Source organism: Oerskovia rustica, from assembly GCF_014836555.1.
Lineage (GTDB): Bacteria > Actinomycetota > Actinomycetes > Actinomycetales > Cellulomonadaceae > Oerskovia > Oerskovia rustica.
The window spans coordinates 98,899-113,644 of sequence record NZ_JACSQQ010000003.1 but is presented as its reverse complement, the minus strand read 5'-3'; the positions used below and the strand labels follow the sequence as shown (position 1 = coordinate 113,644).

Below are 14,746 nucleotides of genomic sequence, written 5' to 3'. Positions count from 1 at the left end.
ACCGCCCTCCCACCGGCTTCAAGGAGCAGCATGTCGATGCTCGTCCACGGCGTCCTCGCCGCCGACCCACTCATCGGATTCGACCTCGCGGCGCTGGGCCGCAACTTCTGGGCCCTCACCGTCGACGGCCTGACCTACGGCGCGGTCTACGCGCTCGTCGCGGTGGGCTACACGCTCGTCTACGGCGTGCTGCGCCTCATCAACTTCGCCCACTCCGAGATCTTCATGCTCGGCATGTTCGGGCAGTACGCCACGCTTCTCGCCCTGGGCTTCTACCCGAGCGGCGACGCGTTCGACAAGGGCATCCTGCTCACGGTCCTCTACCTGGGGATCGCGATGATCGGCGGCATGGTGGTCGCGGGAGGGGCCGCCGTCGGGCTCGAACGCGTGGCCTACAGACCCCTGCGCAAACGTGGGGCCCCGTCGCTCGTCTTCCTCATCACCGCGATCGGCGCGTCGTTCGTGATCCAGGAGTTCGTGCACTTCGTGCTCCCGGCCCTGACGGGCGGTGAGCTGGGCGGCGTGAACGCCGAGCAGCCGATCCGGCTGGTCGAGCCCGAGGTCCAGTTCACGCTCTTCGGCGCCAACGTCACCAACGTGACCCTCATCATCATCTTCTCGGCGCTGATCCTGGCGCTCGCGACCGACATGTTCATCAACCGGACCAAGTTCGGTCGCGGCATCCGCGCGGTCGCGCAGGACCCCGTGACGGCGACCCTCATGGGGGTCTCGCGCGAGCGCATCATCATGCTGACGTTCCTCATCGGCGGCGTCCTGGCCGGTGCCGCGGCGCTGCTGTACACGCTGCGCGTCCCCAACGGGATCATCTACTCGGGCGGCTTCATCCTGGGGATCAAGGCGTTCTCCGCGGCGGTCCTCGGCGGGATCGGCAACCTGCGCGGGGCGCTGCTCGGCGGCCTGCTGCTGGGCGTCATGGAGAACTACGGCCAGGTCGTGTTCGGCACCGAGTGGCGCGACGTGGTCGCGTTCGTCCTGCTGATCGTGGTCCTGATGTTCCGTCCGACCGGCATCCTCGGCGAGTCCTTGGGGAGGGCGCGAGCATGAGCACCAGCACTCCTGCGGAGAACGACGGCACGACCCAGCCCGTGCGCCCCCGCCCCGAGCTCCCGCCCGCGGGTCAGACGCCCGTCGCCCAACGCCCTCACGGCGGGCTGGGGGACCGGTTCCGGCTGTGGTGGGACGCGCTCGCGCGGCCCGCGCAGTGGGGGGTCGGGGTCCCGTTCATCCTGTTCGTGGCCCTGCTGCCGATCCTGAACATCCCGGTCCTGACCACGGTCGGCACCAACTTCGGGGCCGTGATGGCGCAGTTCGGGATGTACGCGCTCATCGCGATCGGCCTGAACGTCGTGGTGGGGCAGGCGGGTCTGCTCGACCTCGGCTACGTGGGCTTCTACGCGATCGGCGCGTACACGCTCGCGATCCTCACGAGCCCGGACAGCCCGTGGAACGTGACCCAGCCCGAGGGCTGGCTGTCGGACGACTGGGCGTGGCTCGCGATCCTGCCCGTCGCGGTCGCGATCACGGCCATGTCGGGCCTGGTCCTGGGGTCCCCGACGCTGCGCCTGCGCGGCGACTACCTCGCGATCGTGACGCTCGGCTTCGGTGAGATCGTGCGTCTGCTCGCGGACAACCTCGACGAGATCACGGGCGGTGGCCAGGGCCTCAAGTCGGTCGCCTACCCGCGGCTCGGCGTGACCGAGGAGCTGCCCAACGGCGTGTTCTCGGCGGGCAACGTCGGGACGACGCTCAACTCGGGCGTGTGGTGGTTCTGGCTGTCGCTCGTCTTCATCATCATCTCGCTCATGCTCGTGGGGAACCTCGAGCGCTCGCGCGTGGGCAGGGCGTGGGTCGCGATCCGCGAGGACGAGGACGCGGCCGAGATCATGGGCGTGCCGACGTTCCGGTTCAAGCTGTGGGCGTTCGTCATCGGGGCGTCGATCGGCGGCGTCTCGGGCGCGATCTACGCGGGCCAGGTGCAGTTCGTCATCCCGACGAACTTCAACATCATCAACTCGGTCCTGTTCCTGTGCGCGGTCGTCCTCGGCGGCCAGGGCAACAAGCTCGGCGTGATCCTGGGGGCGTTCATCATCGTGTACCTGCCGAACTTCTTCCTGGGGCGCACGTCCCTGTTCGGCATCCCGATCGACGGCAACGAGATCGCGAACTACAAGTACCTGTTCTTCGGGGTCGCGCTCATGGTGCTCATGATCTTCCGGCCGCAGGGGCTCATACCCGTCCGGCAGAAGCTCCTCACCTACGGGCGTGAGCTGTACGTCGCGGCGCGCCGCACGCTCGCCAAGATGCCCGACGGCGGCCCGCAGGCCGCGTACGCGACGGCCGCTCCGGCGTCGGGCACGGGGAGCGGGACGGACGGCCCCGCCGGGAACGGCGCCGGGGAGCGCGACGAGACCACCGACGGGGGGAACCGATGAGCAACGATCCTGGTGGCATGGGGGCCGGCGGCGACGTCGGCGACGCGCACCTGTCGCTGTCCGCGGACGCGGGCGAGCCCATGGCCGAGAAGTACCTGCCCGGTGCCGGGCTCGCCGAGCCCGTGATGGTCGACGTGACCGAGGTGCGGCCCGAGCTCGCGGACTCCGCGCTGGTCGACGCGATCGTCGCGGCCGACCGCACGGTCCGCACCGAGGTGGGCGAGCCGCTGCTGCGCATGGAGGACGTGTCGGTCGTGTTCGGCGGCCTGACCGCGCTGGACTCGGTCTCGTTCGACATCCGGCGCGGGGAGATCCTGGGGCTGATCGGGCCCAACGGGGCCGGGAAGACCACGGCCTTCAACGCCATGACGGGCGTCTACCGGCCCACCAAGGGCCTCGTGCGGTTCGACGGGCAGGTCCTGGGCAAGGCCAAGCGCAACCAGATCACGCGCCTCGGCATCGCCCGGACCTTCCAGAACATCCGTCTCTTCAACGAGATGACGGCCCTGGAGAACGTCGTCGTCGGGACCGACGCGCGGCACCGGACCTCGGTGCCCGGAGCGCTGCTGCGCACCAGGAGGCACCGGCAGGAGGAGCGCGACGCGATCGACCGGTCCATGGCGATCCTCGAGTTCGTCGGGGTCGGGGCGCGTGCCACGGAGAAGGCGCGCAACCTGTCCTACGGCGAGCAGCGGCGCCTGGAGATCGCGCGGGCGCTCGCGACCGAGCCCAAGCTGCTGTGCCTCGACGAGCCCGCGGCCGGCTTCAACCCGGCGGAGAAGGAGGCCCTCATGGACCTCATCCGCCACATCCGCGACGACGGGTACACGGTCCTGCTCATCGAGCACGACATGCGCCTCGTGCGGGGCGTGACGGACCGCATCGTGGTGCTCGAGTTCGGCAAGGTCATCGCCGAGGGCACCCCCGAGGACGTCACGTCCGACCCCAAGGTCATCGCCGCCTACCTGGGCGTACCCGACGAAGAGCTGCCCGAGGGAGACGCAGATGCCCCTGCTTGAGATCACGGACATGACGGTCGCCTACGGGCGGATCGAGGCCGTGCGCGGAGTGTCGATCACGGTCGAGGAGGGCGAGCTCGTGACCCTCATCGGGGCCAACGGCGCCGGGAAGACGACGACCATGCGTGCGGTCTCGGGGATCCGGCCGCTGTCGCGCGGGAAGATCGTGTTCGACGGCAAGGACATCACGCGCATGAAGCCGCACCTGCGGGTCCTGGAGGGGATCGTGCAGGCGCCCGAGGGGCGTGGGATCTTTCCCGGCATGACGGTCCTGGAGAACCTCGAGATGGGGGCCTACGGGCGCACGTTCGAGAACAAGGCCGTGCACGACGAGACGCTGGCCCGCGTCTTCGAGCTGTTCCCGCGGCTCGAGGACCGCACGTCGCAGGTGGGCGGGACCATGTCCGGGGGCGAGCAGCAGATGCTCGCGATCGGGCGCGCGCTCATGGCGCGGCCCCGGCTCATGCTGCTCGACGAGCCGTCGATGGGCCTGGCGCCCATGGTCATCCAGCAGATCTTCCGGATCGTCTCGGAGATCAACGCGCAGGGCACCACGGTGCTGCTGGTCGAGCAGAACGCGCGGCAGGCGCTGTCGCGCTCGCACCGCGCGTACGTGCTCGAGACGGGGGAGGTCGTGCGTTCCGGGGGCGGCCGGGAGCTGCTCGCGGACCCGAGCATCAAGGAGGCGTACCTCGGGGTCGCGTGAGCGGGGGCCCGCCCCCTGTGCACACTGTCCCCAGGTCTGTGGATAACTTTGTGGACAGGCATGGGGACAACGTGTGGAGCACGGTGTGGACGGGCGTGGACAGGCGCGGCCGACGGTCCCCTCAGGATCCCAGGCGTTCCTTGGCCGCCAGGACCCGCAGCACCGCAGAGTCGACCTTGGCCGCGAAGGCGGGGTCGGCCTGCGCGCGCTCGACGAGGGCCGTCGCCATCTCGGGGACCACGGTCGGGTCGGCCGAGGCGAGCACCATGTCGCCGCCCGCGGCGATCGTCAGGACCGCCCGATCGCCCGGGGACCATGCCTGCACCTGCTCGGCCTTCGACACGTCGTCGGTGATGACGACGCCCCCGAAGCCGAGGTCGCCGCGCAGCAGCCCGTCCACGACCACGGGCGAGAACGCGGCGGGGAGGCTGCCGTCGATCTGGTCGTAGATCGCCGTCGACGTCATGACGAACGCCGCGCCCGCCTCGATCCCCGACCGGAAGGCCGCGACCGACGGGTCGTCGCGTGTCGTCGCGGCGTCGCGGACGTCCGCCGTCGTGTCGGTGTTGCCCCCGACGCGGCCCAGCCCCGGGAAGTGCTTGATCGCGACGTCGACGTCGTTCGCCTCCATGCCCGCGCTGAACGCGTTCGCGTGCGACGTCACGGTCTCGACCCCGAACCCGTAGTTCCGCTCGAAGTACCCGATCGGCGCGTTGGTCGCCGCCGTCTCGGGGCTCGTCACGACGTCCATGACGGGAGCGAGGTTGAGGTCGATCCCCGCGTCCGCGAGCTCCTTGCCCCACGTCGTGGCCTGGTTCTGGAGATCCGCGGGGGCGAGCGCGGACTGCTCCATGGCGCTCGGCATGTCGGAGAAGCCGGGCCCGCGGAGCACCTGGACCTCGCCGCCCTCCTGGTCGGTCGAGACGAACATCGGTGTCCCGTGCGTCGTCTCGTCGGACACCAGGGCCGTGAACGAGTCGACGAGGTTCTTCACGCGCACCGACCCTGCCTGGGTGCGGCCCGCGAGGAACACGTTGCCCACGTGGTGCTGGTGCACCGCGTCGTAGCTCGCCTGGTCGATCTGCCCCACGTTCACCCCGACCATGAGGAGCTGGCCCACCTTCTGCTCCAGGCTCCACCCGGCGAGGGGGTCCGGGGCGTCGGCGGTCGGGTCGGGGGTGGGGGGAGGGGTGGGCGTCTCGGTCGCGGTGGGGCTGGGCGTGCCCGACGGCGGAGCGCTCGTCGGGGAGGGCGTCCCGCCCCCCGGGGAGCACGCGGCGAGCAGCAGGACGGTGGTGAGCAGGGCGGCGCTCGTGGCGCCTCGACGGGACGACCTCATGCTTCGACCCTAGGACGGTTCCCGGGTGCACCGCGTCGCAGGGTGGCGCCGGAGGCGTGTTCTTCGCGTCACGTGCCGGGGTGCCGGGTGCTCCGGTACCGAGCATGATGCGCTCGATCTGGGTGGTGGGGCGGTCGGGGAGTCGGAAGGTGCCGGCGGTGAGACATGACGCGCCGGCCAGCCGCCCGACCGCCGCTGGTGTCTCATGAACGGTCGTTCCTGAGACGGCCGGGATGTTCACTCAAGTGTCGATGAGCGTGTCGTGGCCAGTCGTGATCGATCTGTCGCCCTGTCTGGCCGGCACAGAACGCTGGCGCGCGTCAGGCGCCGATGTGCGCTGCGCGCAGGGCGGAGACGGCTGCTTCGATCGCGTCGGGGCCGTCGCCGATGTCGGGCGCGTAGGCGCGGGTGGAGGGGTCGAGTCGCCCTCCCAGGTGTGCGAGCTCGACCAGGAGCGGCATCGTCGCCAGTCCGAGTTCGGTGAGCGAGTACCTGCCCTGCTTGCCGCGGGCGGTCTCGGCCTTCGTCAGGAGGCCCTGATCGACGAGGTCGGCCAGGCGGCGCGACAAGACAGGCGCGCTGATGCCCTCCTGACTGCCGGTGAGCAGCTCGCGGAAGGACCGCCGGTCGTGCAAGGCGATGTCACGCAGGATCAGCAGGCTCCACCGATCACCGAGCAGCTCCAGGCTGCGATTGATCGGGCACGACGATCGCGGTTCGGAGATCATCGCCCTCCATCCAGGTAGTTGCACTTCGTGATCACTCACTCTACGCTGAAACCAAGCAGTAACACAATGCAACTACTTGGCTGGTTTCGGCCGGCCCGAGGAGACACGATGAAGGCCTTCGTCCTGGAGACGTACGGAAAGCCGCTCCGGGCGGTCGAGATGCCCGAGCCGATGCCGGCCCCGCACGAGGTTCTCGTGCGGATGGTCGCGGCCGGGGTCAATCACGCCGACGAGCGCACCCGCATCGGCGAGTTCAAGGCCGTCTTCCACCTCGACCTGCCCAAGGTCATGGGTGGAGAGCTCTCCGGCGAGGTCATCGCCGTCGGTGAGGACGTGACCGGCTTCGGCCCCGGTGACCGGGTCTACGGCTACACGGGCGTCGTCGGCATGGGCTCCTGGGCCGAGGTCGTCGCCGTCGACGCCGCCGCCCTGGCACCCGCCCCGTCGAGCATCCCTCTCGTCGACGCTGCCGCCCTGCCCGTCGTCGCCCTGACCGCATGGCAGGCGCTCGTCACCCTCGGTCAGGTCCGGCCGGGGCAGACCGTCCTCGTGCACGGCGGGGCCGGCGGAGTCGGCTCGGCCGTGATCCAGCTCGCCAAGCACCTGGGTGCCACCGTCGCCACGACGGCGTCGGCCGACAGCGCCGACCTCGTCAGAGCCTTGGGCGCCGATGTCGTCATCGACTACCGCAGCGAGGACTTCGTCGACCGGCTCGCCGACACCCCCGTCGACATCGTCGTCGACACCCAGGGCGGCGACATCACCACCCGCTCCCTGCGTGTCCTGCGTCGCGGCGGCCTCGTCGTCGGGATCGCCGGGACACCCGACCCGCACTTGGCCGATCAAGCCGGCGCGGGACGCGTCGTCAAGGCCGCGCTCGCCGTCCTCAGCCTCCGCCTGCGGCGGCAGGCCCGGCGCCTCGGCGTGCGCTACCGGTTCCTGTTCATCCAGCCCGACGGCGAAGCCCTGGCCGCGACTGCCGGTCTCGTCGATGACGGCGTCCTGCGCCCGGTCGTCGACCGCGTCCTGCCTCTTGACGACACCCTGGTCGCACTCGATCAACTCCTCGCTGGTCGAGCTCGCGGCAAGATCCTCGTCACCACGACCTCCGAGGAGGACGCCAACCATGCCTGACGCACCCGCCACCCCGACGGGCCATCGCACCCGCGAGACCGTCGGCGGCGCAGCACGAGCGATGACCTGGGTCACCGCCCCCACCCTCCATCTGGACGTCGCCGGCGACACCCTCGCCTACCGCGAGCTCGGCGCCGACGCAGGCACACCGGTCCTGCTCCTCACCCACCTGGGTGCCACCCTCGACGAGTGGGACCCGCGCGTCGTCGACGCCCTGGCCGCTGGTCGCCGCGTCATCGCCGTGGACCTCCCCGGAGTGGGCGGATCGACCGGCACCGTCCCCCTGACCGTCCAGGGCATGGCCGACGCCGCGCGCGCGTTCGTCGCCGCGCTCGACCTCACCAGGATCGACCTGTTCGGCTTCTCGCTCGGCGGGTTCGTCGCGCAGCAGGTCGCCCTCGATGATCCCGGACTCGTGCGGAGGCTCGTCCTCACCGGCACCGGGCCAGCGGGCGGCGCCGGGATCGACCACCCCACCGGCGGCGCCTACATCTACGTCGACATGGTCCGCGCCGCGCTCGCCCGCACCGACGTCAAGGAGTTCCTCTTCTTCCCCCGCACGCCCGCAGGCAAGGCCGCTGCGAAGGACTACCTCACGAGGATCCGCGAACGCGTGACGGACCGCGACGACCCCATCACTCTGACCGCATTCCGGCGCCAGATCACCGGCATCAAGGCCTGGGGCCGCCAGCAGCCGCAGGACCTTGCCGCGATCACGGCGCCGACGCTGATCGGCAACGGTGACCACGACCGCATGGTCCCCACCGCGCTGTCCCGCGACATGCTCGCCCGCATCCCCGACAGCACCCTCGCCATCTACCCGGGATCAGGCCACGGCGGCGTCTTCCACCACCATCGCCACTTCATCCCCACGCTCCTGGCACACCTCGACGCCTGACCCCAGACCCCCGTGCACCAGTACGACGTCGACGGTCAGCCGCCGAGCGCGCGAGACACCCCGACAAGTGCCCCTGCGGGAACATCGCCAATGAGCGCTGTGATTCACAGGGCGACGGGGGCCTTGCGGGGAGCCGCGGGGGGGGAGGGGGGCGGCCGGGCGTCAGCCGGCGAGGTGTCGGCCCACGGGGTCGGGGGTCGCGATCGGCCGGCCGACGGTCAGGGCGTCGCGCATCGCCGGGTCGAGGTCGGCGAACACCGCGTCGGCCTGCGTCCCGGTCGCGTCCAGGACCGAGCTGAAGAAGCAGCGCGCCGACGCGGCCAGGATCACGTCGAGGATCTCGCCGTCGTCGAGCCCGAGGTCGCGCAGCTCGGTGAGGTCGGGCTCGGTCATGTCGGCGGCCCCGGCCGCGACCTTGTCCGCGAGGTCCATGACGGCGCGGTCGATCGGCGAGAGCTGGACGGTGTCGTGCCCCTCGGCGACCTCGCGCACGGCGTCGGCCCCGGCGTGGTGGGCGGCGCGGACCGCGCCGTGCGCGAGCGCGCAGTACGTCGACCGGAGCCGCAGCGCCGCCGCGAGGGTCGCGAGCTCGTACCGGCGGGGCGACATGGACGCCTTGATCGCGCCGTTGAGCCCGATCCACGCGTCGAGCACCGCGGGCCGGTTCGCGAGGAGCCGCGTGAGGTTCGCGACGTACCCCAGCGTCTCGTGGTCCTTCGCGAACGCTGCCGCGACGGCGCCGCTGGGCTCGCTCTCGTCGGCCTCTCGGATCCAGCTCATGGCAGGTCTCCTTCCCGGGCGGCTGTGCGCTCGCGGTAGGGAGCACCGCGCCCCGGGGCTGTCCCTCCAGGCTCGCACGGTGCCGGCCGCGCCGGAAGGTCTCCAGCGTCGCCGAGCATGCGGTTCCCGTCGCCCGAGCATGCGGTTGGCGTCCGAGTTCAGCCGAAGAGAGACGCCCACCGCGTGCTCGGCACCGAGAGGGATGGCCCCCTAGGCGCGTGGTTGAGTGCGGAGGCGGGAGAGCTCCTGCGCGATCGCCGAGCCGACGACCTGCCCCGGGGCGATGCCGGTCTCGTCGGTCGGTGCGATCGCGGTCAGCCCGGCCAGGCCGATCCCGACCATGAGCAGGCGCAGGGCGGCGTCGCGGTTGCCGTCGTCGGGCCGTTCCCGGTCGAGGAGCCGTTCGAGGACCGTGCAGACCTGCTGGAGCGATGTCAGGTATGCGGGGGCGAACTCCTGGGTGAACCGCGCGTACGAGCCCGCCTCGGCCCAGAGGGCGAGGGCACCGCCGTCCTGCCCGCCGCGCAGGCCCTCGAAGAAGTGGCCGACCGCTTCCTGCGGGTCGAGGTTCGCCGCCTCGGCCTCGAACTGCTCGACCTCGGTCCGGGTGTACAGGAGCCAGGCCTCGGCGACGAGCTGCGTCGTCGACCCGAAGTGGTGGTGGATCTGCCCCTGGGAGCCGCCGAGCTCCGCCGCGACCGAGCGGGCCGTCACGGCGGCGATGCCGTCGCGTCCCAGGACGACCACGGCCGCGTCCAGGATGGTCCTGCGGCGCGCGTCTCGTGCGAGATAGCTCCCCATGGTGTTCTCCTCGGTGTCGGCAGCGGCCTATTGCATCACGACGGAGCGCACGAACGCGCTGGTCCGGGTGCGCAGCCCGTCGCGACGGGACGCGACGATCTCCGCGGCCGGCGGGTCGAGGGGGCCCGGGAGCGGGGTGCTGTGGACGTTCGTGTGGCAGTCGAGGTCGACGCACACGTAGATGCCGAGGGTGTCGAGGCGGGCGCGCTTGTCCGCCCCTGCGCGGGCGGCCGAGAACAGGGCGACCTCGTTGAAGCGCCGGGTGAAGCGGCACAGCACGCACATCACGGCGCGGCTCGCGAGCTCGTTGCGGGTCGCCGACTGGCGGAGCATGACGCCGTGGGGCACGTCGTCGACGAGGGCGACGAGGTACGCGCGCAGGGGTGACCGGGGGTCGCGCCAGCCGAGGTAGTCGAGGCGGGACCAGTCGAGCGTGTCGAACGTGGCGGGGAGCCGCAGGACCTTCGTCTCCTGCGTGGTGGTGTTCCTGAAGGCGTGGCGGGTCTCCTGCCGGGTCAGTGGTCGCACGTGCGGCTCCGGTTTCCGTCGAATTTGTACGGGTGTTCAAGTTGGACACTAGTACAGATTCGTGGGGCGGAGCACGCCCTTTCTCCCGCCCCGACCTGGTGGCACCTCAGGGAAATCACCCTCCCGCTCCCTCGCCGACGCGCGCCCGCGGGTCTAGCGTCGAGAACAGGTACGCCCGTCGCTCGACCGGGGGGATCTCATGTGGGCGATCCGTGGACGCGTCGTCGCACTGTCGGACGACCGGTCGGTCGCGCCGTCCGAGTCCGCGGTCTTCACGGGCCGCGTGTGGATCGACGACGACGGCCGCGTCGCCGCCGTCACCCGCAGCACCCGGCCCGGTCCCGCACGCTTCGACGGATGCCCGGTCGTCGACGTCGGCAGCTCGCTCGTCCTGCCGGGCCTGATCGACCTCCACAACCACCTGGCCTACGACACGCTGCCCCTGTGGACCGAGCCGTCGCAGGCCGTCCCGTTCGCGCACCACGACTCGTGGCCCCGTGCCAGGACCTACGCCGCGAGCACCACGTGGCCCGCGTACGCGTTCATCACCGCGAGCCCGCACGAGCTCCTCGCGTACGTCGAGACCAAGGCGATCGTGGGCGGCACGACCTCGGTCCAGGGCTCCCCGCCCATGAACCGCCCGCGCGACGGGTGGCTCGTGCGCGAGATCGACGACGAGAGCTTCGGGACGGGGGACCGCAACAAGGTCCTCGCGTCGGTCCTCACGGCCAAGCCCGCCGACCTCGCCGACCGCGCGAACCGCATGCGCGCCGGATCGCTGTTCGTCTACCACTGCGCCGAGGGGCAGCCCGGCAGCCTCGTCGCCCGCGAGTACACCGACGCCGAGTCGGCCGGCTGCCTCCAGCCCCGGTTCGTCGCGGTCCACGCGACCGCGGTCGATGCGGCCGGCTTCGCGCGCTGGGCCGACCCCGGCGCCGTCGTCTGGTCGCCCTTCTCCAACCTGTGGCTCTACGGCGTCACCACCGACGTCCCCGCGGCGAGGGACGCGGGACTCGCCGTGTGCCTCGGGGCGGACTGGGCGCCGTCGGGCTCGAAGAACGTCCTGGGCGAGCTCAAGGCCGCGCGCCTCGCCGCCGACCACGCCGGGTGGAACCTCAGCGACGAGGACCTCGTGCGCATGGTGACCTGCGTGCCCGGCGACGTCCTCGCACGCGGCTGGGGGCGGCAGACCGGGCGGCTGCAGCCCGGGGCGCTCGCGGACGTCCTCGTGCTGCGCGCCGAGCGTGGCGCCGACCCGTTCGCCTCCGTCGTCGCCGCGACCGAGGAGGACGTGGACCTCGTCGTGATCGACGGCGTCGCGCGCTACGGGACTCCCGCGCTCACGGCCGCCGCGGGCGCGCCCGACCTCACGGCCCTCACCGTCGGCTCGCGCGACATGCGCCTGAGCCTCACGCACCCCGACGACGGCACGACGCCCTGGGGGTGGGACGACGTCGTCGACCGGCTCGAGGCCGTCCGTGCCGACCCGCAGGCCGAGATCACCGCAGCCCAGGCGCGCGCCGCGGCATGGGCCGGGAGCATGAGCGACGAGGGCGCGCCCCTGCGCCTCGCGCTCGACATGCCCACGGGCGTCGGCCCGGTCGGCGGGCTCCCGCGCGACCTCGGGACGATCGTCGTCCCGCCGCTCGAGTCCCTGATGCCCGACGACGCCTGGCTCGCCCAGGTCGTCGGGCGCGGCTTCCACGAGGGAGTGCTCGACGGCCTGCGCGCCTACTACTGAGGTCGCGTCGCAGCGATCTCGCCGACCGCCGCTCCACCGCACCGCACCACCGCTGGGAGGGAACGTGACGACCACCGACCCGCGCGACGCCCGCGTCCGGCGCCTGCTCGCCGAGGCCGTCACGGCCACGACCCTCGCCGACGTCCCCGCAGCCGCGCACCTCGACGGCGGCGAACGGCTCCAGGTCGTCGACACGTTCGTCACGGTCCTGGGCGGGCTCTACTCCCACCTGCCCGCCAAGCGCGCGGCCTACGCGAGCGACCCCGTGCAGGGGCTCACGCTGCTGCGGCGCCGCGCCGTCGACCTGACCGACGCCGAGTTCCACCTCGCGCTCACGGGCATCCTCACCGGGCTGCGCGACGCGCACACCCGCTACGTCGGGCCCGTCGCCGCACGCGGGCAGGTCGCGACGCTGCCGTTCCTGATCGAGGCCCACGGGCCCGACCACGAGCCGCACTTCCTCGTGACCAAGGTCGGCCCCGGCGCCACGACCGACAGGTCGTTCGCCCCAGGTGTCGAGGTCCTCGCATGGAACGGCGTGCCCATCGCCCGCGCGGTCGAGGTCCACGCCGACCGCGAGACCGGCGGGCGACCCGACGCGCGGCGCTCGCGCGCGCTCGAGTCCCTGACGTTCCGCGCTCTCGACTACGGGCCGCCGCCCGACGAGCACTGGGTCGTCGTCGAGTACCGGACGCGCCGCGGGGCCACCCGGGAGACACGCTTCGACTGGACCGTCGTCGCCCCCGGTCGGGCCGAGACGGCCGTCAGCCGAGCCACGCGCGCGGCGCTCAAGGTCGCGGTCGACCCCGCCGCGGACGCCGTGCGCCGGGCCAAGAAGCTCACGTTCGTCCCCGAGCTGTGGGCCACCGAGGACGAGGCCGAGCCTGCCGCGCCACCACCGCCGCCCCTTCCCCGGGCGAGCACGACGCGAGCGGGCGTCGCCCGCGCAGGGGGAGCGGCGCCGTCGGGCCGTCTCCCGACCGGGAACGCGGGCGGGGTGGGCACGGACTGGATCCCCACCCCGCTCCAGGACGTCCTCGCCGCGCGGGCGCTCGACGCCGACCACGGCCTGCTGCGGCTGTGGTCGTTCGACGTGGGGGACGACGCCGCCTACCTCGACGAGATGACCCGGCTCCTGGGGCTCCTGCCCGCGGGAGGGGTCGTCGTGGACCTGCGCGGCAACCCCGGCGGGCTCGTCTGGGCCGCCGAGCGCGCGCTGCAGCTCTTCACGGACCACCCGGTCGTCCCCACGCGCTTCAGCCTCGTCGCCACACCCCTCACCCGGCTCATGGCCGCCAGCCCGTTCAACCGGCTCGAGCTCGAGGCGTGGAACGGCTCGCTCCAGGACGCCGTGTCGACCGGCGAGCAGTACGCGCAGCCCCTGCCGCTGACCGACCCCGCCTGGTGCAACGACCGCGGACGGGTCTACCCCGGACCCGCGGTCGCGGTCGTCGACCCGAACACGTACTCGTCGGGCGACCTGTTCGCGGCCGGGTGGGTCGACAACGACGTGGGTCCGCTCGTCGCCGTCGGGCAGGCCACCGGGGGCGGTGGGGCCAACGTCTGGACGCTGTCCCAGGTGCGCGACGCGCTCGCGGGCACCGAGCGCGCGCTGCCGCCCATGCCCGCAGGGACGTCGCTGACCGTCGCGGTGCGGCGGACCATCCGCTCGGGCCGGGGCGACGGCATCCCGGTCGAGGACCTCGGGATCGCGGGCGTCCCGTACGACATGACCCGCGACGACCTGCTGCGGGACAACGTCGACCTCCAGGCGTTCTGCCTGGGGCTGCTCCGCGCCGGCTGAGAGCCGGTCCGCGCGCGAACGGAGGAACGACATGAGCACCGACCACGACCCCGGACCGCCGCCCGAGATCGCCGAGATATTCGAGCGGCTCCCGAGCTACGGCGAGCACGCCGCGCTGTTCTGGCACGACTGGGGTCCCGTGCTCTACCGGGGCCGCCTCGACGGGTCCGCGCGCCTGCTCGTCATCGCGTCCGACCCCGGCCCCACCGAACGCATCGCGGGCCGCTCGCTCGTGGGCAACGCGGGCCAGCGCGTCCAGGGCTTCCTCACCAAGCTCGGGCTGACGCGCAGCTACGTGTGCCTCAACGCCTACGCGTACGCGACGTTGCCCTCGCGCGCGGACGAGGCCGCGCGCGAGATCCTGCGTGCCCCCGAGCACACGCGCTGGCGCAACCAGCTGTTCGACGCCGTCACGGGACCCGGTCTCCAGGCGGTCGTCGCGTTCGGGGCCCAGGCGCGCGACGCCCTGGGGCGCTGGGAGGGCGCCCCGAACGTCCCCGTCCACAAGGTCCCGCACCCCTCGAGCCGCGACCCCAAGGCGCTGCTCGACGCGTTGCGCGACGCGGTCGGCGACCTGCGGGGCGTCGTGACGCCGGACCCCGACGGCGACGCGACCGTCCCGACCTACGGCGCGACCTTCGAGGAGGCCGACTACGCACCGATCCCGCGCGGTGACCTGCCGTACGGGATGCCCGACTGGTTCGGGGACGACGCCTGGATCCGTGCGCTCGGCGAGAACGGCACCGTGCAACGGCCGCGCAGCGACCCGGCGCACACGATCGAGTGGAGGGCGCCGGGCGGAGCGGTCTGAGGCG

General features: G+C 72.3%; 14 protein-coding genes. 9 read left to right on the top strand and 5 right to left on the bottom strand.

Translation table 11 applies throughout. The annotated features are described in order from the left end of the window. Positions 1–30 precede the first annotated feature (30 nt). The 4 genes from H9652_RS02650 (at position 31) to H9652_RS02635 (ending at position 4,178) form a co-directional block, all read left to right on the top strand. A complete protein-coding gene (locus H9652_RS02650) occupies positions 31–1,065 on the top strand; it encodes a branched-chain amino acid ABC transporter permease (protein WP_191789974.1) in 1,035 nt (344 codons plus the stop codon). Then, entirely contained in the window at positions 1,062–2,453 is a 1,392-nt protein-coding gene (locus H9652_RS02645; protein ID WP_191794538.1) for a branched-chain amino acid ABC transporter permease, read from the top strand. The genes H9652_RS02650 and H9652_RS02645 overlap by 4 nt, the downstream gene beginning before the upstream one ends. A 125-nt stretch (positions 2,454–2,578) precedes the next feature. Continuing rightward, a complete protein-coding gene (locus H9652_RS02640) occupies positions 2,579–3,472 on the top strand; it encodes an ABC transporter ATP-binding protein (protein ID WP_225227649.1) in 894 nt (297 codons plus the stop codon). Beyond that, a complete protein-coding gene (locus H9652_RS02635; RefSeq protein WP_056653240.1) occupies positions 3,459–4,178 on the top strand; it encodes an ABC transporter ATP-binding protein in 720 nt (239 codons plus the stop codon). Before H9652_RS02640 ends, H9652_RS02635 begins: the two co-directional genes overlap by 14 nt. Before the next feature lie 121 nt (positions 4,179–4,299). Here H9652_RS02635 and H9652_RS02630 read toward each other — a convergent pair whose 3' ends face one another. Beyond that, positions 4,300–5,517, bottom strand: a complete 1,218-nt coding sequence (locus tag H9652_RS02630) for a glycoside hydrolase family 3 protein (RefSeq protein WP_191794537.1) — start codon at positions 5,515–5,517, stop codon at positions 4,300–4,302. A 320-nt stretch (positions 5,518–5,837) separates the two neighbouring features. Continuing rightward, a complete protein-coding gene (locus H9652_RS02625) occupies positions 5,838–6,245 on the bottom strand; it encodes a winged helix-turn-helix transcriptional regulator (RefSeq protein ID WP_191794536.1) in 408 nt (135 codons plus the stop codon). A 108-nt stretch (positions 6,246–6,353) separates the two neighbouring features. Between H9652_RS02625 and H9652_RS02620 the strand changes: the two genes are divergently transcribed. Both H9652_RS02620 and H9652_RS02615 read left to right on the top strand, forming a co-directional pair. Continuing rightward, entirely contained in the window at positions 6,354–7,379 is a 1,026-nt protein-coding gene (locus H9652_RS02620; protein ID WP_191794535.1) for an NADP-dependent oxidoreductase, read from the top strand. Continuing rightward, positions 7,372–8,277 carry an alpha/beta fold hydrolase gene (locus H9652_RS02615; RefSeq protein ID WP_225227629.1) on the top strand — a complete coding sequence of 302 codons (906 nt, stop codon included), beginning with the start codon at positions 7,372–7,374 and terminating at the stop codon, positions 8,275–8,277. The genes H9652_RS02620 and H9652_RS02615 overlap by 8 nt, the downstream gene beginning before the upstream one ends. Before the next feature lie 162 nt (positions 8,278–8,439). Here the strand turns inward: H9652_RS02615 and H9652_RS02610 are convergent, their stop codons facing one another. The 3 genes from H9652_RS02610 to H9652_RS02600 all read right to left on the bottom strand — a co-directional run bounded on the left by H9652_RS02610 (position 8,440) and on the right by H9652_RS02600 (position 10,386). After that, positions 8,440–9,057, bottom strand: a complete 618-nt coding sequence (locus H9652_RS02610; protein WP_191794534.1) for a carboxymuconolactone decarboxylase family protein — start codon at positions 9,055–9,057, stop codon at positions 8,440–8,442. 210 nt (positions 9,058–9,267) lie between these two features. After that, a complete protein-coding gene (locus H9652_RS02605) occupies positions 9,268–9,858 on the bottom strand; it encodes a TetR family transcriptional regulator (RefSeq protein WP_138826837.1) in 591 nt (196 codons plus the stop codon). 27 nt (positions 9,859–9,885) lie between these two features. Further along, positions 9,886–10,386 carry an FBP domain-containing protein gene (locus H9652_RS02600; protein WP_191794533.1) on the bottom strand — a complete coding sequence of 167 codons (501 nt, stop codon included), beginning with the start codon at positions 10,384–10,386 and terminating at the stop codon, positions 9,886–9,888. A gap of 199 nt (positions 10,387–10,585) precedes the next feature. Between H9652_RS02600 and H9652_RS02595 the strand changes: the two genes are divergently transcribed. The 3 genes from H9652_RS02595 (at position 10,586) to H9652_RS02585 (ending at position 14,742) form a co-directional block, all read left to right on the top strand. After that, complete coding sequence (locus tag H9652_RS02595) at positions 10,586–12,127, top strand: amidohydrolase family protein (RefSeq protein WP_191794532.1); 1,542 nt, start codon at positions 10,586–10,588, stop codon at positions 12,125–12,127. 64 nt (positions 12,128–12,191) lie between these two features. Then, on the top strand, positions 12,192–13,931 hold the full coding sequence (locus tag H9652_RS20155; RefSeq protein WP_191794531.1) for a S41 family peptidase: 1,740 nt from the start codon (positions 12,192–12,194) through the stop codon (positions 13,929–13,931). 31 nt (positions 13,932–13,962) lie between these two features. Continuing rightward, a complete protein-coding gene (locus H9652_RS02585; RefSeq protein ID WP_191794530.1) occupies positions 13,963–14,742 on the top strand; it encodes a uracil-DNA glycosylase family protein in 780 nt (259 codons plus the stop codon). Positions 14,743–14,746: the final 4 nt, after the last annotated feature.

Coding starts and splice junctions, on each gene's coding strand:
- H9652_RS02650 (WP_191789974.1), top strand. CDS start 31: ATGTCGATGCTCGTCCACGGCGTCCTCGCCGCCGACCCACTCATCGGA.
- H9652_RS02645 (WP_191794538.1), top strand. CDS start 1,062: ATGAGCACCAGCACTCCTGCGGAGAACGACGGCACGACCCAGCCCGTG.
- H9652_RS02640 (WP_225227649.1), top strand. CDS start 2,579: ATGGTCGACGTGACCGAGGTGCGGCCCGAGCTCGCGGACTCCGCGCTG.
- H9652_RS02635 (WP_056653240.1), top strand. CDS start 3,459: ATGCCCCTGCTTGAGATCACGGACATGACGGTCGCCTACGGGCGGATC.
- H9652_RS02630 (WP_191794537.1), bottom strand. CDS start 5,517: ATGAGGTCGTCCCGTCGAGGCGCCACGAGCGCCGCCCTGCTCACCACC.
- H9652_RS02625 (WP_191794536.1), bottom strand. CDS start 6,245: ATGATCTCCGAACCGCGATCGTCGTGCCCGATCAATCGCAGCCTGGAG.
- H9652_RS02620 (WP_191794535.1), top strand. CDS start 6,354: ATGAAGGCCTTCGTCCTGGAGACGTACGGAAAGCCGCTCCGGGCGGTC.
- H9652_RS02615 (WP_225227629.1), top strand. CDS start 7,372: ATGCCTGACGCACCCGCCACCCCGACGGGCCATCGCACCCGCGAGACC.
- H9652_RS02610 (WP_191794534.1), bottom strand. CDS start 9,057: ATGAGCTGGATCCGAGAGGCCGACGAGAGCGAGCCCAGCGGCGCCGTC.
- H9652_RS02605 (WP_138826837.1), bottom strand. CDS start 9,858: ATGGGGAGCTATCTCGCACGAGACGCGCGCCGCAGGACCATCCTGGAC.
- H9652_RS02595 (WP_191794532.1), top strand. CDS start 10,586: ATGTGGGCGATCCGTGGACGCGTCGTCGCACTGTCGGACGACCGGTCG.
- H9652_RS02585 (WP_191794530.1), top strand. CDS start 13,963: ATGAGCACCGACCACGACCCCGGACCGCCGCCCGAGATCGCCGAGATA.